Here is a 23,691-nt window from a genome sequence, read left to right as displayed (position 1 = left end):
GAGCTTCCGCGGCGCCCTCGGGCGGTTTGCCACCGTCCGCGTCCGGCTCGTACCGGAACGCACTGGGCCCGGGATGTCAGGAGATGCGGGGGTTGTCCGGCAGCTCGAGGTCGGGCTTGTCCAGCTCCTCGACGTTGACGTCCTTGAACGTCAGCACGCGCACGTTGCGCACGAACCGCGCCGGCCGGTACATGTCCCAGACCCACGCGTCGGAGAGCTTCAGCTCGAAGTACACCTCGCCCCCGGCCTCGCGCACCTGCAGGTCGACGGAGTTGGCGAGGTAGAAGCGGCGCTCGGTCTCCACCACGTAGGTGAACTGCCGGACGATGTCGCGGTACTCGCGATAGAGCTGCAGCTCCATCTCGGTCTCGTACTTCTCGAGGTCCTCGGTGCTCATCGACGCTGCTCCGCAGGGGAACTGGACGCCTGCGGCGACCACCGTCGCTCTTCCAGCTCAGGGACCAGCACATCGGACATGCGCCCATCATCGACCATCCCGAGCGCCGCCGTGACCTCGGCTCCCTTGGCCGCGTGCGCATCGCGGGCGCTGCGCACGTTGACGAAGCGCATCCGGTGCTCCGGGCACGGCCCGTGCCGCTCCAGGGCGGCGGCGTGGACGTCGGTGATGTAGCCCTTGTGTCCGGCGAAGTCGTACTCCGGCCACTTCTCGTGCAGCTCGACCATGATGCGGTCCCGCGTCACCTTGGCCAGCACCGACGCCGCCGCGACGCAGGCCGCCACTCGGTCGCCCTTCCAGACCGCCAGCCCCGGCCGGGCGAGCCCGGCCACCGGGAAGCCGTCGGTGAGCACGTAGTCAGGAGCTGGGTCGAGGTTCCACACCGCGCGGCGCAGCGCCTCGATGTTGGTCACGTGCATGCCTCGGGCGTCGAGATCCGCCACCGGCATGACCACCACGGACCAGGCGACGGCGCGGTCGACGACCTCCTCGTACACCCGCTCCCGGGCTGCGGCGGTCAGCAGCTTGGAGTCCGCCAGCCCGGGCACACGTCCCCGCCGTCCCGGCGGCAGGACGCAGGCGGCGGCGACGAGCGGTCCGGCGCAGGCACCCCGACCGGCCTCGTCGGCGCCCGCGACGGCCGAGAAACCCCGGCGACGCAGCTTGAGCTCCATGTCCCAGAGCGCCTCCGGGCGGTCTGTGCGGTCGGGGCGGTCGACGATCGTCCGCCGGGCGCGCACGGCCGGGCTGGAGGCCGGGTGAGTGGTTCGCACTGCCATCGCGCACGACCCTACGACGCCGCCGGGCGCCCCCCGCGACGGACACCCGGACCGCGGAGAGCACTCGGGCCGGCCTCCGCGAGGGAGGCCGGCCCGGGGTGCCGGAGCGGGATGCGGTGGATCAGAGGTCGGCGTCGACGGCCTCAGCCGGGACCATCTCGGCGGCGGCCGCGTGGCCGCAGGTGCAGCCCGGCTGCCGGTTCGACAGCACCAGCGAGACCGCGTGCGCCCGGTCGCGGGCACCGAGCTTGCGCAGGATCGCCTTGACGTGGGACTTCACGGTGTCCTCGCTGATGAACAGGTTGCGGCCGATCTGCCGGTTGGACTGTCCCTGCAGGAGCTCGTCGAGCACGTCGGACTCGCGCCGGGTCAGCGGCACCTCCGGCGTGAACGGCTTGGCCGCCGGCACCGCCGAGGGCTCCACCCGGCGGATCTGCGGGTCGACCACGGTGCGACCGGCGCGCGCGGCCAGGATCGCCCAGCCGAGCAGGGTCGGCGAGGTGTTGATCATGAGGTAGCCGCGCACACCGGCCGCGAGCGCCTCGTTCACGACGGCCGGGTCTTCGGAGGTGGCCAGCGCGACGATCGCGACGCGGGGGAAACGGCGCCGCAGGTCGCGGCAGGCGTTGAGGGTCGCGGCGCGGCCGGAGCCGAGCTCGACGACGACCGCGTCGGGGCGGGCCGACTCGACCAGCGTGAGGGCGCGGCGCAGTTCGCCGGGCGTACCCACCGACTGCATGCCGGCCGTCTCGTTGATCATGCTGACCAGGCCGCGACGCAGGACGGGCGCGTCAGCGAGGAGAAGCACGCGGGTGACCCCGCGGGCATTGCTCGCCATGGGTGCAGACACAACTGACTCCGTTTCATCTCCGGGAACTTGCAATGTCTCCATCGGAAGGGTGAAACGGTTACTTGAATACTTTTCCAGCATTCTTGCGATTGCTATCGGTGCGCCCGCAATACACATCTGCTGATCCCATCCGCAACACACGTAAAGCACGCCGGGCGGTCGAGTGGGACCAACGCCCTGGTCGACGGGCGCATCCGGGAGCGGAGGAATGCGTCAGCGGTGGCGGGAGCGCCGCCGGAGCCGCCAGGCCGAGATGGGCGCGGCGCCCAGCAGACCGATCGCGTACGGCGCGACGAGCGCCGGCGCCACAGGCGAGGACGGCGCGGGCGCCCCCACCCCGCTGGCCTCGGTGCCCTGGATGTCGGGCGAATCGAGCAGGCCGAAACGGCTGACCGGCCACACGATGACCGCGGCCTTGCCGATGACGTCGTCCACACCGATGGTGCCGCTGTACTGGTCGCCCAGGTGCGCCTTCGAGTCGGCCGAGGCCGATCGGTGGTCACCCATGACCCACAGCCGGTCCTCCGGCACCGTCACCGGGCCGAAGCCCCGCGACTCCAGCGGGGTGTTCTCGAAGATGTAGGGCTCGTCGAGCGGGACGTCGTCGACCGTGACCCGGCCCTCGGGGTCGCAGCAGGCCACGGTCTGCCCCTCGGTCGCGATCACGCGCTTGACGAAGTCGTCCTCGCTGGGCGGTGCCACGCCGACGGCCCGGCCGAGCCACAGCAGCGCGCCGGAGAACCAGTTGGACGGCTCCTCCACGTTCACCTCCGGGGTCCAGGTGTCCGGCCCCTTGAAGACGACGATCTCGCCCGGCTCCGGTTCACCGAACCAGTACGGCACCTTGTTGACGAGGACGCGGTCACCCGTGCAGCCGGTGCAGCCGTGCAGCGTCTGCTCCATCGACCCCGAGGGGATGAAGAAGGCCTGCACGAAGAACGTCTTGACGACCAGCGCGAGCACGAAGGCGATCAGCAGGAGGACGGGAAGCTCGCGCAGCAGCGAGCCCTTCCGGGCCTGCTTGGCCCTCCGGCGGGCCGCGCGTCCACCGGCGGCGCTCCGCGCGGGGACGGGTGCGGTCGTCGGCTTGTCGTCATCGTCCCCGGGAACGACGTCGGCGGGCCCCCCGGGCCGTTGGCTGCTCATCGGGAGCCAGCCTACGGCGCGGGGAACCCGCCGCGGTTCAGCCGGTCGCGGCCGGCCGGGAAGCGTGTCAGCGAGAGACGGTCTCGCGCTTCTCCTTGATCTTGGCGGCCTTGCCGCGCAGCTCGCGGAGGTAGTACAGCTTCGCCCGGCGGACGTCACCGCGGGTAACGACCTCGATCTTCTCCACCACCGGGGTGTGCACGGGGAAGGTGCGCTCGACGCCCACGCCGAAGCTCACCTTGCGGACGGTGAAGGTCTCGCGGATGCCGCCGCCCTGACGACGGATGACCACACCCTGGAAGACCTGGATGCGGGAGCGGTTGCCCTCGACCACGCGCACGTGGACCTTGACGGTGTCCCCGGGGCGGAACTCGGGGATGTCGGCGCGCAACGAGTCGGCGTCGAGTGCGTCCAGGGTGTTCATCTCGGCAGTCCTCAGTCTCAGCAGTTCACAAGTCGCGGTGCGGACAGCGGTACGCCCCGGCCGTCCGTTCCGGGGAGCCACGGCTCCCGTTCCGGAGCCCCCGTCGGAGCGTCCCGACGGTCAGTGGCAGCTCTCTACTGTGCCACATCTTCAGGAGACGATGCGCGGCGGCCCCGACCACGGGCCCGTGAGCAGCTGCGGCAGGACCCCGGCCAGCTCGCGCGGGGCGAACGTCTCCCCGCTCGCGGCGATCTCCGCGACGCTCCACCAGCGGTGCGGCTGGTCCTCGTAGGCCTCCAGCTCGGTCTGCCGGCTCATGTCGACCCGGTGCACCACGTCGCGGAGCACGAAGTAGGTCTCTCTGGCGTCGATCGTCCGCTCACCCCAGGGTGAGAGGTGCCGGCGGAACCACACGGGGCCCTCCAGCAGCCGGCCGGGGACGACGAGCCCGATCTCCTCCACCAGCTCCCGGACGGCGGCCTCGCGCAGCGTCTCGCCGTCCTCCACGCCCCCGCCGGGGGTGTACCAGAACAGGACCTCGCGCGGGGTGGCCGTCGGACCGGTGAGCCGGGCGCCGAGCAGCAGGACCCGGCCGCCGGGATCGAGGACGACGACCCGCGCAGCAGGACGGACCCAGGGCCGGTCAGTCACCGTCGAGCAGCGCGCGGTCGGCGTCGGTCAGCGGAGTCGCGTCCAGCAGGTCCGGACGACGTTCGGCGGTCCGGCGCAGCGACTCGGCACGGCGCCACCGGGCGATCGCGGCGTGGTCGCCCGACAACAGCACCGGGGGGACGTCGTGCCCGCGCCATGACGCCGGCCGGGTGTACGACGGTCCTTCGAGCAGCCCGTCGGCGTGCGAGTCGAACTCGACCGACTCCTGGTTGCCGACCACGCCCGGCAGGAGCCGGGTCACGGCCTCGACCATCACCAGCACGGCCGATTCGCCGCCGGCCAGCACGTAGTCGCCCAGGGAGACCTCCGACACCGGCCCGGCCTCGGCGGCCCAGTCCGCGACGCGCTGGTCGATGCCCTCGTAGCGGCCGCAGGCGAAGACCAGCCCCGGCTCCTCCGCCCACGCCGCCGCGACGCGCTGCGTGAACGGCTCCCCGGCCGGCGTGGGCACGACCAGCCGCGTGCCGGGCGGGCGGACGGCGTCCAGCGCGCGGCCCCACGGTTCGGGCTTCATCACCATGCCGGCGCCGCCGCCGTACGGGGCGTCGTCCACCGTGCGGTGCACGTCGTCGGTCCACTGTCGCAGGTCGTGGACGGCAACCTCGACCAGGCCCTTCTCCGCGGCCTTGCCGAGCAGCGACTGACCCAGGGGCGCCAGGTACTCGGGGAAGATCGTGACTATGTCGATCCTGTAAGGGTCGATCCGGAAGCTCACAGCTCCAGGAGTCCTTCGGGCGGGTCGACCACCAGGAAGCCACCGTCGAGGTCCACGGTCGGCACGATGGCGGCGACGAACGGGATCAGGGCGTCGCCGCCCTCGCTGCGACGGACGACGAGCAGGTCCTGCGCCTCGTGGCGTACGCCGGTGACCTCCCCGAGCACCCTGCCGTCGGGCAGCCGGGCGCTCAGGCCGACCAGCTGGTGGTCGTAGTAGGACTCGGGGTCCTCGAGCTCGGGGAGGTCGGCGACCTCGACCAGGAGTTCGGTGTTGCGGACGGCCTCGGCCGCCTCGCGGCTGTCGACGCCCTCGAGGCCGAGCAGCAGCGTGGTGCCGTGCCAGTGCACGCGGGTGACGGTGATCGGCCCGCGGGCGGGCGGGTCGGTCCGGAACACCGCGCCGGGCACGAAGCGGAGGTCGGGGTCGTCGGTGCGGACCTCGACGGTCACCTCACCACGGACACCGTGGGGCCGGCCGATGCGGCCGACCACCACGGTGTCGATGGGGTTGTCGTGCGGGGAGCTCAAAGAACCCGGCGTTCAGCGCCCGTCGGTGTCGACGACGTCGACCCGGAGGCCGCGTCCGCCGACGCCGGTCATGACCTGGCGCAGCGCCTTGGCGGTGCGCCCGCCGCGGCCGATGACCTTGCCGAGGTCGTCGGGGTGCACCCGGATCTCGAGGGTCTTGCCGCGTCGGTTGGTGAGCAGGTCGACGGTCACCTCTTCGGGGTGGTCGACGATGCCCTTGACCAGGTGCTCCAGCGCCTCTTCGAGCACGTCTTACTCGGCGGGCGTCTCGGCCGGGGCCTCGGCGGCCTCGGCTGCGGGCGCCTCGGCGGCGGCCTCGTCGGCGGCCGGCGCCTCGGCGGCGGCCTTCTTCGGGGCGGCCTTCTTCTTGGCGGTGGTGGCCTCGGTGGTCGGCTCGTCCATGCCGGCGCGGACGGCGGCCTCGTACAGGGCCTTCTTGTCCGGCTTGGGCTCGGCGACCTTCATCGGCGCCGGGGCGGGCTCGCCCTTGAACTTCTGCCAGTCACCGGTCACCCGCAGGATCGCGGCGACGGCCTCGGTGGGCTGGGCGCCCACGCCGAGCCAGTACTGCGCCCGCTCGGAGTCGACCTCGATGAACGAGGGATCCTCCTTGGGGTGGTACTTGCCGATCGTCTCGATCGAGCGCCCGTCCCGCTTGGTGCGGGAGTCGGCGACGACGATGCGGTAGTACGGCGCGCGCATCTTGCCCAGGCGCATGAGCTTGATCTTGGTTGCCACGGTGGGTGGTGTACTCCTCGTACGCGTTCATCGGTTGCTCGCCGGAGCGACGTGTGGGGGTACGCCGGGGCGGAGCCAGGGACACGCCCGGAAACGGTGAGAGGGCCGCCCCCGTCGTGTTCGACCGCTCATTGTGCCAGAAGGCGCGTCAGCGCCGTCGGCCCCGTCCGGAGGCTCGTGCCGAACGTGCGAGGCATGAGGAGGACGGGGTCCTTCTACGTGCCGACGACCGCTCGGACTCGAGCTACGGCCTCGGCGACCGGAACCGACTCGCGCTCGTCGGTGCGCCGGTCGCGCAGCTCGATCACGCCCTCGGCGAGGCCGCGCCCGACCGTGACGATCGTCGGCATGCCGAGCAGTTCGGCGTCCTTGAACTTCACGCCGGGCGAGACCTTCGGCCGGTCGTCGAGCAGCACGTCCAGCCCCGCCGCCACCAGCTCGGCGGCGAGGGACTCGGCGGCCTCGAAGACGGCGGCGTCCTTGCCGGTCGCCACCACGTGGACGTCGGCCGGGGCGACCTCGCGGGGCCACACCAGGCCGAGGGCGTCGTGGGTCGACTCGGCGATCGCCGCGACCGCCCGGGACACCCCGATGCCGTAGGACCCCATCGTGACGGTGACCAGCTTGCCGTTCTCGTCGAGCACCTCCAGCCCGAGGGCCTCGGCGTACTTGCGGCCCAGCTGGAAGATGTGACCCAGCTCCACGCCGCGGGCCAGCTCGAGCGGACCCGAGCCGTCCGGCGCCGGGTCGCCGGGCAGCACCTCGGCGGCCTCGATGACGCCGTCCCAGGTGAAGTCGCGGCCGGCCACCAGGTCGAACACGTGCCTGCCCGGCTCGTTCGCGCCGGTGACCCACCGGCTGCCCCGCACGACGCGGGGGTCGACGAGGTAGCGGATCTTCGAGTCGCTCCCGCTGCCCAGGACCTGCGGGCCGATGTAGCCCTTGACCAGCACGGGGTGCTTGTCGAAATCGGTGAACGGCTCCACCTCGGCGGGCGCGACCTGCGCCTCCAGCCGCTTCGCGTCGACCTCGCGGTTGCCCGGGATGCCCACGACCAGCGGCTCGCGGGTGCCGTCGGGGTGCACCAGCGTGACGACGACGTTCTTGAGGGTGTCGGCCGCCGTGTAGCCGGCGTCCGGGAAGAGCTGCCTGGCCACCGCCACGAGCGTCTCGATGGTCGGCGTGTCCGGGGTGTCCTCGACGTGCGCCTCGGGCAGGCCCTCGATGGGCACCGGGTCGGGCGCGACGGTGGTGACGGCTTCGACGTTGGCCGCGTAGCCCCCGGGCGAGCGGACGAAGGTGTCCTCGCCGATCGGCGTCGGGTGCAGGAACTCCTCGCTCTTCGAGCCGCCCATCGCGCCCGACATCGCCGAGACGATCACGTACTCGAGCCCGAGGCGGTCGAAGACGTTGATGTAGGCGTCGCGGTGTGCGGCGTAGGACTTGTCCAGTCCGGCGTCGTCGACGTCGAAGGAGTAGCTGTCCTTCATCGTGAACTCGCGGCCGCGGAACAGCCCGGCGCGGGGCCGCGCCTCGTCGCGGAACTTGGTCTGGATCTGGTACAGGGAGAGCGGCAGGTCCTTGTACGACGAGTACAGGTCCTTCACCAGGAGCGTGAACATCTCCTCGTGCGTGGGGCCGAGGAGGAAGTCGTTGCCCCGGCGGTCCTTCAGCCGGAACAGGTTGGGCCCGTACTCGGTCCAGCGGTTGGTCGCCTCGTAGGGCTCGCGGGGCAGCAGCGCCGGGAAGTGGACCTCCTGGGCGCCCATCGCGTCCATCTCCTCGCGGATGATCCGCTCCACGTTCCGGAACACCCGGAAGCCCAGCGGGAGCCAGCTGAAGCCGCCCGGGGCGGCCCGCCGGATGTAGCCGGCGCGGACCAGCAGCCGGTGGCTGGGCACCTCGGCGTCGGCCGGGTCGTCGCGCAGGGTGCGCAGGAACAGGGAGGACATCCGCAACAACACGGAGGCAGTCTCCCAGGCGGCGCGAGCGAGTTCCCGCGCCGGGCGTCAGTCGTCCGAGCCGGACCCCGACCCGCTGTTGTCGTCGTCCCCACCCGAGTGCCCACCCGAGTCGTCCCGGCCGGAGTCGTCGGACCCGTGACCACCGCCGACCTGGCCGAGGAGTCGTCGTCCTCGTCCGGTCGTCGTCTCGTCCGGAGGACGGCGTCGTGGACGGCGAGGAGGACGACCCGCCACCACCCCGCTCGTCGGCGCGCGGGCCCTCGACCGTGAACCGCGGGCCGCCGTCGACGCAGACGGCGTGCGCCTCGACCTTCACGCTGCCGTTCCGGAACTCCACCTCGCCGGGCTCGGAGGAGTCGTCCACCCACCCCCGCCGCCGGACCGCGCTCGCCAGGTCGGCCGTACTCCCGACGCACGAGGCGAACACCGTGCCACCGACCGTGGACTGCTGTCCCGAGCTGGCCGGGGCTCCGGCCGAGGTCGGCGTCGCGGACGCCGAGGTGCCGGCGCCGCTGGCGGCCGGCTGGGTGGCCAGCGACGCCGAGGCGTCGACCAGCGAGACGGCCAGGAACCCGAGGCCGACGGCCGCGGCGGCCGAGCCGGTCCAGGCCGCACCGAGGGCGAGCGTGCGCTTCATGGGGACAAAGCTGCAGCCGAGCGGGTTAAGACGACCCCAAGGGCGGGTCGAGAACGCACTCCGCTCGGCCGCATCCGGTACTCCCGGCGCTAGCGTCGGCCCGTGGCCCAGCTCCTGGTGATCGAGGACCACGAGCGCATCCGTCCGCCCTCCTCCGCGCCGTCCGGGAGCGCGGGCACGCCGTCAGCTCCGCCGGCACCGCGCTCGCGTGGCTGAAGCAGGCCGTCGACGAGCGCCCCGACCTCGTCGTCCTCGACCTGGGACTGCCCGACCTCGACGGCAGCGAGCTGCTGCGCATGCTGCGCGGCGTCTCCACGGTGCCGGTCATCGTGGCCACGGCCCGGGAGTACGACGACAGCGTCGTCCAGGCGCTCGACGCCGGAGCCGACGACTACGTGCACAAGCCCTTCCGCGCCGACCAGCTGGAGGCTCGGATCCGGGCCGTGCTGCGCCGGGCCGCGGGCGTGGCCGACGCGGCGCAGGCGCCGGTGACCGTCGGCCAGCTGACGGTGGACCCGCGCAACCGGCGGGTCACCCACGCCGGTCAGTCGGTCGAGCTGTCGCCGAAGAAGTTCGACCTGCTGGCGTACCTCGCCGCACGAGCCGGCACTCTGGTGTCCAAGCGCGAGCTGCTCAGCGAGGTGTGGCAGCTGCCCTACGGCAGGTCCGACAAGACCGTCGACGTCCACATGTCGTGGCTGCGGCGCAAGCTGGGCGAGACCGGGGCCGAGCCCAAGATGCTGCAGACCGTCTGCGGGGTGGCGGTCCGACTCGCCGTGCCTGAGCCGTGAGGCGCCGGATCACCCTGCTGGTGGCAGCCACGACCTCCATCGTCCTGGTGGCGTTCCTGCTGCCGGCCGCCTCCCTGGTGGCGCGGGTCGCCGAGGCCCGCGCCTTGGACGCCGCCCAGGCGCAGCTGCAGTTCCTCACCCCGACCGTCGGGCTCAACGCCCGCGAGGACGTCGCCGCGGCCCTCCTGGGCACCGCCGGCGAGCTAGCGGTAGCCGTGCGCTGGGTGGACGGCACCTGGCTCGGCGACCACACGGGCCCGGACACCGGCGTCCCGACCACGTCGACGATCGAGGAGGAGGACGACGGAACACGGCTGCTCCAGCCTGTGCGGCGAGGCGACCAGACCGCGGTGATCGAGGTGTTCGTTCTACGGGACCAGCTGCGCGCCGGAGTGACACGCACCTGGCTCGTGCTGGCGGGACCGGCGTGCTCCTCCTCGCGCTGGCGCTGGTGGTGGCCGACCGGCTTGCTCGCGCTCGCTGACCCGGCCGGTCACCGACCTCGCCCGCACGGCGCACCGCCTGGGCAGCGGCGACATGTCCGCGCGCGCGACCCCGGACGGCCCGCCCGAGGTCCGCGAGGTCGCCACGGCGGTCAACCGCCTGGCCGACCGGATCGGCGAGCTGCTGGTCGCCGAGCGGGGGGCCGCCGCCGACCTCGCGCACCGGCTGCGCACCGCGCTGCGGCTGGACGTCGAGGCGCTGCCCGAGGTCGACCGCGAGCGGTTGCTCGATGACGTCGACGCGGTCAGCCGCGGCATCGACGAGGTGATCAGCGAGGCGCGCCGGCCCGTCCGGGAGGGTCTGGGCGAGGGCAGCGACGCGGTGGCCGTCGTCGCCGACCGGGCGCGGTTCTGGTCTGTGCTCGCCGAGGACGAGGGACGGCGCTTCGACGTCGACCTGTCCGCAGAACCGGTCCCCCTCCGGGTCGCGGCGGCGGACCTGGCCGCTGCCCTCGACGCCCTGCTCGGCAACGTCTGCGCCCACACCCCCGACGGAACACCGCTGGCCGTGCGCGTCGGCGCACGGCCGGACGGCGGCGCCGAGGTGGCGGTGCGCGACGCAGGACCCGGCATGCCCGTCGACGCCATCGACCGGGGGCGCAGCGGCGGCGGGTCGACCGGCCTGGGTCTCGACATCGCCCGCCGGACGGCCGAGGCGAGCGGCGGCGGCCTGCGGATCGACTCCTCCGGTCACGGCACGACCGTGCGGATGGACCTGGGCACGCCCTAGGCCGACGACCCGGTGCCGGCCGGGCTCACTTCTCGATGTTGCCTCTGCGCTCCACTTTCGCCTTGGAGTCCGCTGCGAGGTCCCATGGGCCACGCGTGTTGTCGCGGAGATCGTTGCTCTCGAAGACGCCGCCGCCGCCTTCGTACACCCACAGTGCTTCGTATCCGTTGCCGGTGATCCGATTACTCCGGACGGTGGGAGAGCCGCCGGACCGCACCGTCACGCCGGCCCTGGCATTGCCGTAGATCTCGTTCTCCTCGATGAGTCCCAGTCCGTCGTCGTGGACGTACACGCCGGATCCCTTGCCATCGTGGACTCGGTTCCGGCGCAGCGTCGGATTACCTCCTCTCGCGATGTCCACGCCGGCGTAGGCATTGCCATGGATGTCGTTGTCCTCCACCAGACCCGTGCCATTGGTATGGACGTAGACGCCACCGGCCTTGCCGTCGTAGATCTGATTACGGCGCAGGGTCGGGCTCCCACCGCTCTTGATCTCCACGCCGGCGTAGGCATTGCCATGGATGTCGTTGTCCTCCAAGAGCCCCAAGCCGTTGTCCATGATGATCACGCCACACCGAGCGCCGTCGTGGATGTGATTCCGGCGCAGGCGAGGGTCCGCGCCGCTGCGTACGGCGACGCAGGACCTGCCGCGGCTCGAGATGTCGCAGCCCTCGAGCTCGAGCCGTCCCTGGATGATGTCGACTCCGAACCCGGGGGCTCCTCGCCGAAGTTGCGGATGGTCAGATTCGCCACCCGACCGATGTTGGCGCGGAACATCAACGCCGTGCCGTTAGCAACCTGGATCACGATGTCGGAGACATCGCCGTCGCCGAGCAGCTCGAGCGGTTTGTCGATCACCAAAGCGTCCTCGTACAAGCCGGGCCGAACCAGGATGCGGTCACCCGGGCTGGCGGCCTCGATCGCGGCGCCGATGGTGGCGAAGTCACCGCGATGGAATGGGTCCACGACGTGCGTCGGGGGCTCCTTCTTGACCACGGGACGCCTGCCAGCGCCTGCCGGCCCTCCCGCCTCCGCTTCACCGCCGTCGGACGCCTTGCGGCCGCGCGGGGCCACAGCGACGCCGAGTCGGGACGCCGGCTCGCCGGACGTCTCCACTCGCCAGAAGCTGTCGCGAAGCCGCCCCGCCAGGTTTGCCAGCGCCCTGCGCACTGCCGGCGCGCTGAACGGCTCGAACCGCAGCTCCCGCCAGTCGCCGAACTGTCGCTCGGCGAGCACCCGGGCCAACGGATCGGCCTCGCGTTGGGTCGGATCGTCCAGCTCCGGCGCGGAGATGTAGTACACCGGCAGGATCAGGTCCGTCCGGTTCAGGCGACGCTCCCTTTCGAGGAACCGCGACACCTCCTCGCAACAGGCCGGGCTGCGGAAGAAGCTCGGCGTGATGATCGGGATCAGCAGGGTCGTCGAGTCGAGCGTCTCCTCGATCCGGCTTCGCCAGTTCTGCCCCCAGGCGATGTCGTTCCGGTCCTGGAAGATCGGGAAATCCTCACCGGTCTGCATCCGCACCTCGGCGCTCAGCCGTGCCCGGAACTGGCTCAGCTGGCCGCCTTCGTGCTCATCGTCGAGGTGCACGTAGCTCATGAACGCTGCCACCGTGCCCGTCATCGATCCCCCCCATCTGGCCGGGTCGGCCCCTAGGCGACGACCCGCCCGTTGCGCAGGAGCCGCTGCGGCCGGGCGAGGGTGTCCAGGTCGGCGCGTGGGTCGGCCTCGTAGACGACGACGTCGGCGGGTGCGCCCTCCTCGATGCCGGGCAGGCCGAGCCATGACCGGGCCCCCCACGACGCGGCGCCCAGCGCGGCCGCGGGCGGCAGCCCCGCCGACCGCAGCGCCCGGATCTCCTCGACGATCAGCCCGTGGGGCAGCTGCCCACCGGCATCGGTGCCGGCGAACACCGGCACGCCGGCGTCGAAGGCGGCCCGGACGACGGCACCGGCGTTCGCGTGCAGCCGCCGCATCGTCGACGCATAGCTCGGGAACTTCTTCTCCCCTGCCGCCGCGAAGCTCGGGAAGTTCTCGACGTTGACCAGGGTGGGGACGACGGCCGTCCCCCGCGCAGCCATCTCGCCGATCAGGTCCTCGGTGAGGCCCGTGCCGTGCTCGATGCAGTCGATGCCGGCCGCGATCAGGTCGGGCAGGGCGTCGGTGCCGAAGGTGTGCGCGGTGACCCGGGCACCCTCCTCGTGCGCGGCCGCGATGGCCGCCGCGACCGCCTCGCGCGGCCACTCGGGGCCGAGGTCGCCCTTGTCGCGGTCGATCCAGTCGCCGACGAGCTTCACCCAGCCGTCGCCGCGGCGGGCCTGCACCCGCACCTCGTCGGCGAGGTCGGCCGGCTCCCGCTCGACGGCGAGGTCGGGGATGTAGCGGCGGGTGCGGGCGATGTGCCGGCCGGCCCGGATGATCCGCGGCAGCTCGGGGTCGTCGTCCAGCACCCGGGTGTCGACCGGCGAGCCGCAGTCGCGCAGCGCCAGCACGCCCGCAGCGCGGTCGGTGAGCGCCTGCTCCCGCAGCTCGCCGAGGTCGGAGACGTGCCGGCCGCCGTGGGCGACTCCGACGTGGCAGTGCGCGTCGACCAGCCCGGGCAGCAGCCAGCCGCCGCGGCTGACGGTCTCCGCGCCGGCGACCGGGTCGAGGGTGAACCGGCCGTCGCGCACCCAGACGTCGCGGTGCTCCCCCTCGGGGAGGACCACACCGGAGAGGTGGAGGGCGGTCACCGGCCGGGCCGGTCGTCCTTGAACTGGTCGAAGTTCAGCTTGGTGAGGTCCGGGAGCCCCTGCCCCTGCGGAAAGCCCGGGGGCAGACCCGGCAGGCCACCGGGGAGTCCACCGCCCGGGGGCAGGCCCGGGGGGCCCATCGGACGCCGGGGTGCGCCACCCTTGGCCTTCCCCTTGCCCTTCTTGCCCTTCTTCGACTGGGCCTGCATCTGGCGGCCGCGGGCCTTCTTCGACATCGGGCCCATGCCCGGCAGGCCCATGCTGCCGGCCATCTGGCTCATCATCTTCTGGGCCTGGGCGAACCGCTCCAGCAGCTGGTTGACGTCGGTGACGCTGACGCCGGAACCATTGGCGATGCGCACCCGCCGCGACGCGTTGATGATCTTGGAGTTGACCCGCTCCTCCGGCGTCATCGAGCGGATGATCGCCGCGGTCCGGTCGAGGTCGCGGTCGTCGATGTTCTTGATCTGCTCCTTCATCGCCCCCGCGCCGGGCAGCATGCCCAGCAGGTTCGCGATGGGGCCCATCTTGCGGATGGCCATCATCTGCTCGAGGAAGTCCTCGAGCGTGAAGCCCTCGCGCGAGGCGAGCTTGCCGGCCATGCGCTCGGCCTGCTCGGCGTCGAAGGTCTGCTCGGCCTGCTCGATGAGGGTCAGCACGTCGCCCATGCCGAGGATCCGCGAGGCCATGCGCTCGGGGTGGAAGACGTCGAAGTCGGTGAGCTTCTCGCCGGTGGAGGCGAACATGATCGGCTGGCCGGTCACGTACCGGACCGACAGCGCGGCACCGCCGCGGGCGTCACCGTCGAGCTTGGTCAGGACGACGCCGGAGAAGCCGACACCCTCCTGGAACGCGGTCGCGGTGTTCACCGCGTCCTGGCCGATCATCGCGTCGACCACGAACAGCGTCTCGTCGGGCTGCACGGCGTCGCGGATGCCGGCGGCCTGCGCCATCAGCTCGGCGTCGATGCCCAGCCGGCCCGCGGTGTCGACGACGACGACGTCGTGCATCGTGCGGCGGGCGTGCTCGATGGAGTCCGCGGCGACCCGGATCGGGTCGCCCACGCCGTTGCCCGGTTCGGGCGCGAAGACGTCGACGCCGGCCTGCCCGGCGACGATCGAGAGCTGGTTGACGGCATTGGGCCGCTGGAGGTCAGCGGCCACCAGGAGCGGAGTGTGACCCTGACCCTTGAGCCATCGCCCGAGCTTGCCGGCGAGGGTCGTCTTGCCCGAGCCCTGCAGGCCGGCCAGCATGATCACCGTCGGGGCCTGCTTGGCCAGCCGGATGCGCCGCGTCTCGCCGCCGAGGATGCCGATCAGTTCCTCGTTGACGATCTTGATGACCTGCTGCGCCGGGTTCAGCGCCTGCGAGACCTCGGCGCCGCGGGCGCGCTCCTTGACGGAGTTGATGAAGGCCCGGACCACCGGCAGCGCCACGTCGGCCTCGAGCAGGGCGATCCGGATCTCGCGCGCGGTCGCGTCGATGTCGGCGTCGGTCAGCCGACCCTTGCCCCGCAGGCCGGCGAAGACCTTGTCCAGGCGGTCGGAGAGGGTCTCGAACACAGCACGTCCTCAGCAGTCACGGGCGCGAGCACGTCGCGCCGTCCGACCCCGAGGGTAGCTAGGCGGCCCGCTGCAGGCGCAGCACGTCGGCGACGACGGCCGCGTCGCCGATCACGAAGGCCGACCCGCACTCGGCACAGGCCCACTCGGGGCACTCGCCGCCCTCGTCGGTGTGACCGTCGGCGCACGGCGGCTGGACGAAAACGGTGACCTCGCCGCACGAGGGGCAGGGCCAGAGCCGGCTGTCCATGGACACTCCTCTCGCCAGGCGGACCGGTCCGTCCCGGTCCGCCTCGACGGTCGCACGCCCTACCGACGGTTCAGTGGAACTGACGCGGCGTGTCCGCGGTCCGGGATGTCCCCGCGTCGGTCGGCCCCCGGATGACCGCCACGAGGGCGGCCTCCACCCGCTCGCGCTGATCGGCGTCGACCGGTGAGCCGGACGGGTCGCAGACGTAGAAGCTGTCGACCGCGTCGCCACCGAGCGTCTCGATGCGCGCCGAGGTGACGTCGAGCCCTTCGGCGGCGATCGCCGCGGTGAGCCGGTAGAGCAGCCCGGCCCGGTCGGCGGCTCGGACCTCGACGATCCCGGTGGCCTCCCCGCTGGCCTCGGCATCGTGCCAGGAGATGCGCGGGGGCGCAGACCGGGCGCCGTCCTCCCGGTAGTCGGCCTCCCGCTGCCGGAGCCGCTCGGCGAGCGGAAGCGTGCCCTCCAGGGCAGCGCGGACGGCGTCGGCCAGTATCTCGGGCACGGGGGCGCGGCCGAACCGCGGGCGGACGGCGAACACACCGGTGCCGTAGCCGTCCTCGACGGTCATCTTCGCGGCCCGGACGTCGAGCTGGTTGAGGGCGAGTACGCCGGCACAGGTGCTCAGCAGCCCCGGACGGTCGGGCGCACGGACGGTGACCTGCTGCCCGTCGGCCACGTCGGCGATCCCCACCGTCACCGCCCCACTGGCATCGGGCGCATCGGGCAGCGGTGCGACGACCTGCGCGCCGCCCGGGTGCAGGACCGGCTCCGGCTCGACCACCTGCCCTCCGTCGAGCTTCGCCTGGACCCGCGCCACCAGGGCGGCGACCAGGTGCGCCTTCCACGGCGACCAGGCCGACGCGCTCGTCGCCGCGCCGTCGGCCTGCGCCAGCGCGTGCAGGAGCTGGAGCACCGCGGGGTCGTCGCCGATGGTCGCCGCCACGCGGTCGACCGTCGCGGGGTCGTCGATGTCGCGCCGGGTGGCGGTGTCGGGCAGCAGCAGGTGGTGACGGACCAGCGCGGCGAGCGTGGCGACGTCCGGTGGCGCGAAGCCCATGCGCGCGCCGATCCGCTCGGCGATGGGCTCGCCCACGACGCTGTGGTCCCCCGGCCAGCCCTTGCCGATGTCGTGCAGCAGTGCGGCGACCAGGAGCAGATCGGGGCGGTCGACGTCCCGCGTGAGCTCGGCGGCGGCCGCGGCGGCCTCCACCAGGTGACGGTCGACTGTGAACCGGTGCCACGGATGGCGCTGCGGCAGCGACCGGACGGCGTCCCACTCGGGCAGCAGCCGGGAGAGCAGGCCCTCCTGGTCGAGCTGCTCGAGCACCGGGACGGCGGAGCGGCCGCTGGCCAGCAGCCGGAGGAACGACCAGCGCAGTTCTGGCGGCCAGGGCTCGGGTGTCGGCGGGCTGTGCACCGCGAGCACCTTGAGCGTGTACGGCGAGAGCAGGAGGTCGGCGCGGGCGGCCGCGGCCGCGGCGCGCAGCAGGAGCCCCGGGTCCCCGGCGGGACGCGCGTCCCGGGCCAGCACGACCTCGTCGCCCTGCCGGACGACCCCCTCCGCGAGCGGCTCGCGACGCACCCGGCGGTAGCGCCCGCGCGGACGGCGGACCAGCGTCGACTCGACGCGCCGCCAGCTCTCGTCCGCGACGAACGCCAGCCGCCGGCCCGCGAGGCTCACCTCCCGCAGCAGCACGTCCTCGTCGGCCATGCCGAGGGCGACCGCCACCGGGCGCTGCTCCTGCCGGACCAGCACGTCCCCCGGGCGGCCGGTGCGCCGCCGCAGCTCGTCGCGGACGTCGAGCAGCAGGGCGTAGGCCGCCTCGATCTCGGCCGACGGCTCGTCGCCGAGCTGCGCGGCGGCGACGGCCCTCAGCACCTGTCCCTCGCGCAGGCCGCCGTACGCCTCCTTCAGGTCGGGCTCGAGCAGGAAGGCGAGCTCCCCCACCTGGCGGGCCCGGCCGCGGCGGAGGTCGCGCAGCTGCGGCAGCAGCCGGGACGCCGCCTGGCGCCAGGCTGCGAGCGTCGCCGCCCGCAGCCGGGCGGCCAGCTCGGCGTCGCCGGCGACGAGCCGGACGTCGAGCAGGCCGAGTCCGGCCTTGACGTCGGTGGCGGCCACGGAGGTCGCTTCGTCGATCGACCGGACCGAGTGGTCGAGGCGTACCCCGGCGTCCCAGATCGGGTACCACAGGGCGTCGGCGATGGCGGCGATCTCGGGACGGTTCTCGTGGACCAGGACCAGGTCCAGGTCACCGAAGGGCGGGATCTCCCGACGGCCCAGGCTGCCGACCGCCACCAGCGCGAGCCCCTCGGTGCCGGTGCGGGGTGGGGGCGCGCCGCGGCGGGGCCTGGGCGGCGGGGTGCCCGCGACGGCGTCGGCCAGCAGCACCGCCAGCCAGCCGTCGAGGGCCTCGACCCGCTCGGCGCGCGTCAGGCCGGCCAACACCTCGAGGTCGGGCACGGATCCCCCTCGAAGTGTCGACCGGCCTGACGGTGCCCTCGGATTACAGCGCGTCGTCGCCGCGCTCACCGGTGCGCACGCGGACGATCTCGTCGATCGTCGTCACCCACACCTTGCCGTCACCGATCTGCCCCGTCGAGGCGGCCTCCACGACGGCATCCACCACGCGAGCGGCGTCGAGCTCGCCGACCACGACCTCGATGCGGACCTTGGGCACGAAGTCCACCTGGTACTCGGCGCCGCGGTAGACCTCGGTGTGCCCGCGCTGACGGCCGAAGCCCTGGACCTCGCTGACGGTGAGCCCGGCGACGCCGATCAGCTCCAAGGCGTTCTTGACGTCGTCGAGCTTGAACGGCTTGACGATCGCGGTGACGAGCTTCATGCCCGGCTTCCTTCCGTGCTACGGGCCTCGGCGCGAGCCTGGCCGGCCAGTGGGGCAGTGGAACCGCTGCTCCCGAGCGAGGCGAAGTCGTATCCCGACTCCGCGTGGACGACGTTGTCGATGCCGGTCACCTCGTCCTCCTCCGTGATCCGGAAGCCCATCGTCTTCTGGATGACCGTGCCGATAATCCAGGTCACGATGAAGGAGAAGAGGAGCACCGCGAGGGCGCCGACGACCTGACGCCACAACTGGTCGACGCCACCACCGTAGAAGAGGCCGTCGACACCCGAGGGGGCGGCCGCCGTCCCGAGGAAGCCGATGGCGATGGTGCCCCACAGGCCGCCCACCAGGTGGACGCCGACGACGTCGAGTGAGTCGTCGTAGCCGAGCGTGTACTTCAGGCCCACGGCCAGGGCGCACAGCGCACCGGCGATCACACCGATGATGATCGCCCCGATCGGCGAGACCGCGTTGCAGGCCGGGGTGATCGCAACCAGGCCGGCGACGACACCCGAGGCCGCGCCCAGCGAGGTCGAGTGGCCGTCACGCATCTTCTCCACGAGCAGCCAGCCGAGGATGGCGGCGGCCGTGGCGGCGAGCGTGTTGACCCAGGCGACCGACGCGGTGTTGTTCGCGGCCAGCGCGGAACCGGCGTTGAAGCCGAACCAGCCGAACCACAGGAGGCCGGCGCCGATCATGACCAGGGGCAGGTTGTGCGGCCGCATGGCCTCACGCCCGAACCCGCGGCGCTTGCCGAGCACGAAGGCCAGCGCGAGGCCGGCCGCCCCGGCGTTGATGTGGACGGCGGTGCCGCCGGCGAAGTCGAGGGCCAGCAGGTCGTTGGCGATCCAGCCGCCGACGACGTCGTCACCGTCGAACGCGAACACCCAGTGCGCCACCGGGAAGTAGACGATCGTGGCCCAGATCCCGGCGAAGACCATCCACGCGCCGAACTTGGCGCGGTCGGCGATGGCTCCGCTGATGAGCGCGACGGTGATGATGGCGAAGACGGCCTGGAAGCCGACGAACGCCATGACCGGCAGGCCGCCCTCCTCGCTGGTGGTGTCCTCCATCAGGCCCTCGAGGCCGAAGAACTCACCCGGGTTCCCGAGCAGGCCGAGGCCGACGTCGTTCCCGAAGGCGATCGAGTAGCCGTAGAGCACCCACAGGACGCTGATCAGCGCCAGCGCCCCGAAGCTCATCATCATCATGTTGAGGACGCTCTTGGCGCGGACCATGCCGCCGTAGAAGAGCGCGAGGCCTGGGGTCATCAGCAGCACGAGCGCCGCGCTGGTGAGGATCCAGGCGGTGTCGCCGGTGTTGACCACGGCAACCTCCTGAAAGAGTCAGGGTCGAGGGGACCCGGCGGATCTGGTGGTCGTCACGGTGCCGTCGGCGTGTTTCTGCCGCGGTCCACGTCGCGTTTCGGGACGGTGAACTCCCGCCCGCGTGTCCAGCCGTTGCGTTCCGGTCGTGTTGCGCAGCCACCCGTCTGGCTTGTTGCAAACTGTTCGCAGTAAGGTCGCCGACGTGCACGTCCCCGATGGTTTCCTCGACGCACCCACGTCCGTCGCCACCGGCGTCCTCGCCGCGGGCACCGTGGCGCTGGCCCTGCGCAGGGCCCAGGACGAGCTCGACGAGCGGACCGCTCCGCTGGCCGGCCTGACCGCCGCCTTCGTCTTCGCCGCGCAGATGATCAACTTCCCGGTCGCGGCGGGCACCAGCGGTCACCTCATCGGTGCGGTCCTCCTGGCCGTGCTCGTGGGTCCGTGGACCGCTGTCCTGTGCATGACCGTCGTCCTCATGGTGCAGGCGCTGCTGTTCGCCGACGGAGGGCTGCTGGCACTCGGGACCAACGTGACGCTCATGGCCGTGGTCGCCGTCGGACTGGGCTACGGCACCTTCCGCCTCCTGCGGGCGGTTCTGCCGGCCAGCCGTCCGGGCGTGCTGGCGGCGACGTTCGCCGGGGCGTTCCTCTCCGTCCCGGCGGCGGCTCTGGCCTTCGTGGGCCTCTTCTCCGTCGGCGGCACCGACGTGCCGCTCGGACCGGTGTTCGCCGCGATGGGCGGCGTCCACCTGCTCATCGGGCTCGGCGAGGCGGCAATCACCGTCGTCGTCGTGGGCTCCGTGCTGGCCGTCCGGCCCGATCTGGTGCACGGCGGGCAGCACCTCCGGACGGCGACCTCCCTGCAGGACCGCCGCGTCGAGCCGTCGGCGGTCACCCGATGACCCGCAGCAACCGCGCGCTGTGGATCGCCGGCCTCGTGCTCGCCCTGCTCGTCGCCGGCGTGGGCAGCTGGTACGCCAGCTCCTCCCCCGACGGGCTCGAGTGGTCGGCCGAGGAGAGCGGCTTCGCCCACACCGCCGAGGACAGCGCCACGGCGAATTCCCCGCTGGCCGACTACCAGCTGGGCGGCGAGGAGAGCCGGCTGTCGGGCGGGGCCGCCGGAGTGATCGGGGTCGTGGCGGTGCTGGGCGTTGCGGGCGGCCTCACCTGGGTGCTGCGCGGCCGACGTCCCGCCGAGACCCGCGAGTGACGTGACCGCGGTCCCGGCGGGCGCGCTCGGCGCCCGCTTCCTCGCCGGTTCCAGCGCGGTCCACCGCCTGCCGGCGCACGTCAAGGTCGTCGCGGTCCTCGGGTTCGCGCTGGCCGTCGTGGCGACGCCCGTGCACGCCTCCTGGGCGCCCGCCGCTTACGCGGGACACCTGCTCGCCGTGCTGACCGCTGCCGCCGTCGCCGGCGTGACGCCCGGCCGGCTGGCGCGGGGGCTGGTGGTCGAGCTGCCCTTCGTCGGGTTCGCCCTGCTGATGCCCTTCCTCGCGGCGGGACCCCGGATCGAGCTCCTCGGGCTGTCGCTGTCGCGGCCGGGGCTCGAGTCGGGCGGCGGGCTGCTGGCCAAGGCCACGCTGTCGGTGCTGGCCGCGACCGTGCTGGCGGCCACCACCGAGCCGCGGGAACTGGTCCGGGGACTGGAGCGCCTGCGGCTCCCCCGCGTCATGGTGCAGATCCTGCTGTTCATGGTCCGCTACGTCGACGTCGTCGGGGGCGAGCTGCACCGCATGCGGGTGGCCCGGGAGTCCCGCGGCTTCCGCGGCGGACGGCTCGGCGCGCTGCGGGTGCTGGGCCCCGCCGTCGGGTCACTGTTCGTCCGCACGTACGAGCGCGGCGAGCGGGTGCACCTCGCGATGCTGTCCCGCGGCTACACCGGCCGGCTGCCGGCCGGGCCCGCCGCGCCCGTCGCGCCGTCGGCGTGGGCGACCGCCCTGGCCCTGCCGCTCGCGGCCGTCGCCGTCCTCGCCACCGGCATCGTGCTGGGGTGAGCGCTCCCCCGCCGTCCCTCCTGGTCGAGGACGTCGCCTTCGCCTATCCCGACGGCCACCAGGCCCTCTTCGGTGTCGATCTCCGGATCGAGCGGGGCGAGCGCGTGGCGCTCCTCGGCCCCAACGGGGCGGGCAAGACGACGCTGGTCCTCCACCTCAACGGCATCCTGACCCCCGGCCGGGGCCGGGTCGGTGTGGCCGGGCTCCCGGTGGCGAAGAGCTCGCTGCAGGAGATCCGCCGCCGGGTCGGCATCGTCTTCCAGGACCCCGACGACCAGCTGTTCATGCCCACGGTCGGCGAGGACGTCGCCTTCGGCCCGCGCAACCTCGGCCTATCCGAGCCCGAGGTCGCCGAGCGGGTGGCCGCGGCGCTGGAGCAGGTCGGCATGTCCGGCTACGCCGACCGCCCCCCGCACCACCTGTCGTTCGGGCAGCGGCGCCGCGTCGCCGTGGCCACGGTGCTCTCCATGCACCCGGAGATCCTGGTGCTGGACGAGCCGTCGTCGAACCTGGACCCGGCCGGGCGCCGGGAGCTGGCCGAGGTGCTGCAGGCGCTGCCCGTGACGCTGCTGATGGTCACCCACGACCTGCCCTACGCACTCCAGCTGTGCCCGCGCTCCGTCGTGCTCGACGGCGGGGTGATCGTCGCCGACGGACCGACCCGGGAGCTGCTGGCCGACCCGGGCCTCCTCGCCCGCCACCGCCTGGAGCTGCCCTACGGGTTCGACCCCAGTAGCGCTTGAGAGGTGGCCTCCTCCAGGGCACCGCCCCGAGCGTGCGAGGGGTGGGGAGGAGGGGGTCCTTCTGCTAATCGGCGCCGCCGACCAGGGCCTCGGCGAAGGCCCGGGGCTCGAACGGCGCCAGGTCGTCGGCGCCCTCCCCGAGCCCGATCAGCTTCACGGGGATACCGAGCTCCCGCTGCACCGAGACGACGATGCCGCCCTTGGCGGTGCCGTCGAGCTTGGTGAGGACGACGCCGGTGACGGTCACCGCCTCGGTGAAGACCCGGGCCTGCACGATCCCGTTCTGGCCGGTGGTGGCGTCGAGCACCAGCAGCACCTCGGTGACCGGCGACTGCTTCTCGACGACCCGCTTGATCTTGCCCAGCTCGTCCATCAGCCCGGACTTGGTGTGCAGCCGGCCGGCGGTGTCGACGAGGACGACGTCGACCTCGCCCTCCGTGCCGGTGCGCACCGCCTCGAACGCCACGGAGGCCGGGTCGCCGCCCTCGCGGCCGCGCACGGTCAGCACCCCGACCCGCTCGCCCCAGGTCTCGAGCTGATCGGCGGCCGCCGCACGGAAGGTGTCGGCCGCCCCGAGGACGACGCTCTTCCCGTCGCCGACGAGCACACGGGCGATCTTGCCGACCGTGGTCGTCTTGCCCGCGCCGTTGACGCCGACGACGAGGACGACACCCGGACGCCCCTCGTGCCGGTCGGTGCCGAGGGAGCGATCGAGATCGGGCCCGAGGACGGCGGTCAGCTCGTCCACGAGCAGCTCGCGCAGCTCCGGACCGGACGCGGTCGCCAGCACCATCGACTTGGTCCGCAGCCGCTCGACGATCTGCTGGGTGGCGGCCACGCCGATGTCGGCGGAGAGCAGGGTCTCCTCGACCTCCTCCCAGTCGTCCTCGGTCAGCTTCTCGCGCGCCAGGACCGTGAGCAGGCCGCGGCCGAGCGAGGACTGCGAGCGCGCCAGCCGCGAGCGGAGACGGACCAGGCGGCCGGCCGACGGAGGGGGCGTCTCGAAGACCAGTCCCGGTTCGGGCTCGGCCGGCGGCAGCTCGACGGCGGGCGGCGCGTCGGGCGTGACCGCGTCGGGCTGGTCGAGGGGCCGCTCGACGGGAGGCACCCCGAGCCCCGAGGCGGTGGCCCCGCTCGGCCGGGTGAGCGTCGTGCCGGCGGCCGCGTCGTCGTCCAGCCGGGTGGTCCGCCGTCCGCGGCCGACGAGCAGAGCCACCCCCGCGACGAGGGCGACGACGAGGATGGCGATCGCGACGATCACGAATTCCATGCGGCCAGTCTCCCAGGCAGCTCCCAGGCCGGTG

At 72.8% G+C, this 23,691-nt stretch carries 27 protein-coding genes and 1 pseudogene; 8 read left to right on the top strand and 20 right to left on the bottom strand.

The features are described 5' to 3' along the window. Positions 1–76 precede the first annotated feature (76 nt). The 11 genes from MVA48_RS21825 to MVA48_RS21775 all read right to left on the bottom strand — a co-directional run bounded on the left by MVA48_RS21825 (position 77) and on the right by MVA48_RS21775 (position 8,275). The gene (locus MVA48_RS21825) at positions 77–397 is read right to left on the bottom strand and encodes a DUF2469 domain-containing protein (protein WP_246983599.1); all 321 of its coding nucleotides are present in this window, start codon (positions 395–397) and stop codon (positions 77–79) included. Further along, positions 394–1,236, bottom strand: a complete 843-nt coding sequence (locus MVA48_RS21820; protein ID WP_246983597.1) for a ribonuclease HII — start codon at positions 1,234–1,236, stop codon at positions 394–396. The genes MVA48_RS21825 and MVA48_RS21820 overlap by 4 nt, the downstream gene beginning before the upstream one ends. Before the next feature lie 121 nt (positions 1,237–1,357). Continuing rightward, positions 1,358–2,044 carry a LuxR C-terminal-related transcriptional regulator gene (locus tag MVA48_RS21815; RefSeq protein ID WP_246983595.1) on the bottom strand — a complete coding sequence of 229 codons (687 nt, stop codon included), beginning with the start codon at positions 2,042–2,044 and terminating at the stop codon, positions 1,358–1,360. A 255-nt stretch (positions 2,045–2,299) separates the two neighbouring features. Beyond that, entirely contained in the window at positions 2,300–3,232 is a 933-nt protein-coding gene (gene lepB, locus MVA48_RS21810; protein ID WP_246983593.1) for a signal peptidase I, read from the bottom strand. Between the two features lie 67 nt (positions 3,233–3,299). Next, positions 3,300–3,656 (bottom strand): 50S ribosomal protein L19, encoded by a 357-nt coding sequence (gene rplS / locus MVA48_RS21805; RefSeq protein WP_246983591.1) that lies wholly within the window; start codon positions 3,654–3,656, stop codon positions 3,300–3,302. 150 nt (positions 3,657–3,806) lie between these two features. Beyond that, a complete protein-coding gene (locus MVA48_RS21800) occupies positions 3,807–4,307 on the bottom strand; it encodes an NUDIX hydrolase (RefSeq protein WP_246983588.1) in 501 nt (166 codons plus the stop codon). Then, positions 4,300–5,043 carry a tRNA (guanosine(37)-N1)-methyltransferase TrmD gene (trmD, locus tag MVA48_RS21795; protein WP_246983587.1) on the bottom strand — a complete coding sequence of 248 codons (744 nt, stop codon included), beginning with the start codon at positions 5,041–5,043 and terminating at the stop codon, positions 4,300–4,302. The genes MVA48_RS21800 and trmD overlap by 8 nt, the downstream gene beginning before the upstream one ends. Then, positions 5,040–5,573: a ribosome maturation factor RimM gene (gene rimM / locus MVA48_RS21790; RefSeq protein WP_246983578.1), complete on the bottom strand. Its 534-nt coding sequence runs from the start codon at positions 5,571–5,573 to the stop codon at positions 5,040–5,042. The genes trmD and rimM overlap by 4 nt, the downstream gene beginning before the upstream one ends. 12 nt (positions 5,574–5,585) lie before the next feature. Beyond that, positions 5,586–5,822, bottom strand: a complete 237-nt coding sequence (locus MVA48_RS21785; RefSeq protein WP_135159744.1) for an RNA-binding protein — start codon at positions 5,820–5,822, stop codon at positions 5,586–5,588. Between the two features lie 3 nt (positions 5,823–5,825). Then, positions 5,826–6,311: a 30S ribosomal protein S16 gene (rpsP, locus tag MVA48_RS21780; RefSeq protein ID WP_246983576.1), complete on the bottom strand. Its 486-nt coding sequence runs from the start codon at positions 6,309–6,311 to the stop codon at positions 5,826–5,828. Positions 6,312–6,526: 215 nt separating this feature from the next. Beyond that, on the bottom strand, positions 6,527–8,275 hold the full coding sequence (locus MVA48_RS21775; RefSeq protein WP_246983574.1) for a proline--tRNA ligase: 1,749 nt from the start codon (positions 8,273–8,275) through the stop codon (positions 6,527–6,529). Positions 8,276–8,481: 206 nt separating this feature from the next. On the opposite strand from MVA48_RS21775, the gene MVA48_RS21770 reads away from it, so the two are divergent. The 4 genes and pseudogenes from MVA48_RS21770 to MVA48_RS21760 all read left to right on the top strand — a co-directional run bounded on the left by MVA48_RS21770 (position 8,482) and on the right by MVA48_RS21760 (position 10,936). Beyond that, positions 8,482–9,033 (top strand): hypothetical protein, encoded by a 552-nt coding sequence (locus MVA48_RS21770; protein WP_246983572.1) that lies wholly within the window; start codon positions 8,482–8,484, stop codon positions 9,031–9,033. A 46-nt stretch (positions 9,034–9,079) separates the two neighbouring features. Beyond that, positions 9,080–9,340: pseudogene (locus MVA48_RS23680) on the top strand (response regulator); the annotation flags it as partial. A gap of 15 nt (positions 9,341–9,355) precedes the next feature. Continuing rightward, on the top strand, positions 9,356–9,703 hold the full coding sequence (locus MVA48_RS23675) for a winged helix-turn-helix domain-containing protein (protein WP_256461188.1): 348 nt from the start codon (positions 9,356–9,358) through the stop codon (positions 9,701–9,703). Between the two features lie 480 nt (positions 9,704–10,183). After that, entirely contained in the window at positions 10,184–10,936 is a 753-nt protein-coding gene (locus MVA48_RS21760) for a sensor histidine kinase (protein WP_256461187.1), read from the top strand. A 25-nt stretch (positions 10,937–10,961) separates the two neighbouring features. Here the strand turns inward: MVA48_RS21760 and MVA48_RS21755 are convergent, their stop codons facing one another. The 8 genes from MVA48_RS21755 to MVA48_RS21720 all read right to left on the bottom strand — a co-directional run bounded on the left by MVA48_RS21755 (position 10,962) and on the right by MVA48_RS21720 (position 19,651). Further along, the gene (locus MVA48_RS21755) at positions 10,962–11,597 is read right to left on the bottom strand and encodes a right-handed parallel beta-helix repeat-containing protein (protein WP_246989337.1); all 636 of its coding nucleotides are present in this window, start codon (positions 11,595–11,597) and stop codon (positions 10,962–10,964) included. Continuing rightward, the gene (locus MVA48_RS21750) at positions 11,501–12,535 is read right to left on the bottom strand and encodes a toll/interleukin-1 receptor domain-containing protein (protein WP_246983562.1); all 1,035 of its coding nucleotides are present in this window, start codon (positions 12,533–12,535) and stop codon (positions 11,501–11,503) included. The genes MVA48_RS21755 and MVA48_RS21750 overlap by 97 nt, the downstream gene beginning before the upstream one ends. A 53-nt stretch (positions 12,536–12,588) precedes the next feature. Continuing rightward, complete coding sequence (locus MVA48_RS21745) at positions 12,589–13,668, bottom strand: amidohydrolase family protein (RefSeq protein WP_246983560.1); 1,080 nt, start codon at positions 13,666–13,668, stop codon at positions 12,589–12,591. Beyond that, complete coding sequence (gene ffh / locus MVA48_RS21740) at positions 13,665–15,230, bottom strand: signal recognition particle protein (protein WP_246983558.1); 1,566 nt, start codon at positions 15,228–15,230, stop codon at positions 13,665–13,667. The genes MVA48_RS21745 and ffh overlap by 4 nt, the downstream gene beginning before the upstream one ends. A 58-nt stretch (positions 15,231–15,288) precedes the next feature. Continuing rightward, positions 15,289–15,480, bottom strand: coding sequence for a hypothetical protein (locus tag MVA48_RS21735; protein ID WP_246983556.1), 192 nt, complete (start codon positions 15,478–15,480; stop codon positions 15,289–15,291). 70 nt (positions 15,481–15,550) lie between these two features. Next, entirely contained in the window at positions 15,551–17,941 is a 2,391-nt protein-coding gene (locus MVA48_RS21730) for a [protein-PII] uridylyltransferase (protein ID WP_246983554.1), read from the bottom strand. 43 nt (positions 17,942–17,984) lie between these two features. Continuing rightward, positions 17,985–18,323, bottom strand: coding sequence for a P-II family nitrogen regulator (locus MVA48_RS21725; RefSeq protein ID WP_246983552.1), 339 nt, complete (start codon positions 18,321–18,323; stop codon positions 17,985–17,987). Then, positions 18,320–19,651, bottom strand: coding sequence for an ammonium transporter (locus MVA48_RS21720; protein WP_246983550.1), 1,332 nt, complete (start codon positions 19,649–19,651; stop codon positions 18,320–18,322). The genes MVA48_RS21725 and MVA48_RS21720 overlap by 4 nt, the downstream gene beginning before the upstream one ends. Before the next feature lie 202 nt (positions 19,652–19,853). Between MVA48_RS21720 and MVA48_RS21715 the strand changes: the two genes are divergently transcribed. From MVA48_RS21715 to MVA48_RS21700, 4 genes are read left to right on the top strand one after another with little or no spacing between them, the layout of a single operon-like run. Then, the gene (locus MVA48_RS21715) at positions 19,854–20,552 is read left to right on the top strand and encodes an energy-coupling factor ABC transporter permease (RefSeq protein ID WP_246983548.1); all 699 of its coding nucleotides are present in this window, start codon (positions 19,854–19,856) and stop codon (positions 20,550–20,552) included. Beyond that, positions 20,549–20,860 carry a PDGLE domain-containing protein gene (locus tag MVA48_RS21710; protein WP_246983546.1) on the top strand — a complete coding sequence of 104 codons (312 nt, stop codon included), beginning with the start codon at positions 20,549–20,551 and terminating at the stop codon, positions 20,858–20,860. The genes MVA48_RS21715 and MVA48_RS21710 overlap by 4 nt, the downstream gene beginning before the upstream one ends. A 1-nt stretch (position 20,861) precedes the next feature. Next, on the top strand, positions 20,862–21,644 hold the full coding sequence (cbiQ, locus tag MVA48_RS21705; protein ID WP_246983544.1) for a cobalt ECF transporter T component CbiQ: 783 nt from the start codon (positions 20,862–20,864) through the stop codon (positions 21,642–21,644). Then, positions 21,641–22,387: an energy-coupling factor ABC transporter ATP-binding protein gene (locus MVA48_RS21700; protein WP_246983536.1), complete on the top strand. Its 747-nt coding sequence runs from the start codon at positions 21,641–21,643 to the stop codon at positions 22,385–22,387. Before cbiQ ends, MVA48_RS21700 begins: the two co-directional genes overlap by 4 nt. A 64-nt stretch (positions 22,388–22,451) precedes the next feature. Here the strand turns inward: MVA48_RS21700 and ftsY are convergent, their stop codons facing one another. Then, complete coding sequence (gene ftsY / locus MVA48_RS21695) at positions 22,452–23,657, bottom strand: signal recognition particle-docking protein FtsY (RefSeq protein WP_246983534.1); 1,206 nt, start codon at positions 23,655–23,657, stop codon at positions 22,452–22,454. Between the last annotated feature and the right edge of the window lie 34 nt (positions 23,658–23,691).

This window comes from Blastococcus sp. PRF04-17 (assembly GCF_023016265.1).
GTDB lineage: Bacteria > Actinomycetota > Actinomycetes > Mycobacteriales > Geodermatophilaceae > Blastococcus_B.
This window is presented reverse-complemented; position numbering and strand designations above follow the sequence as displayed.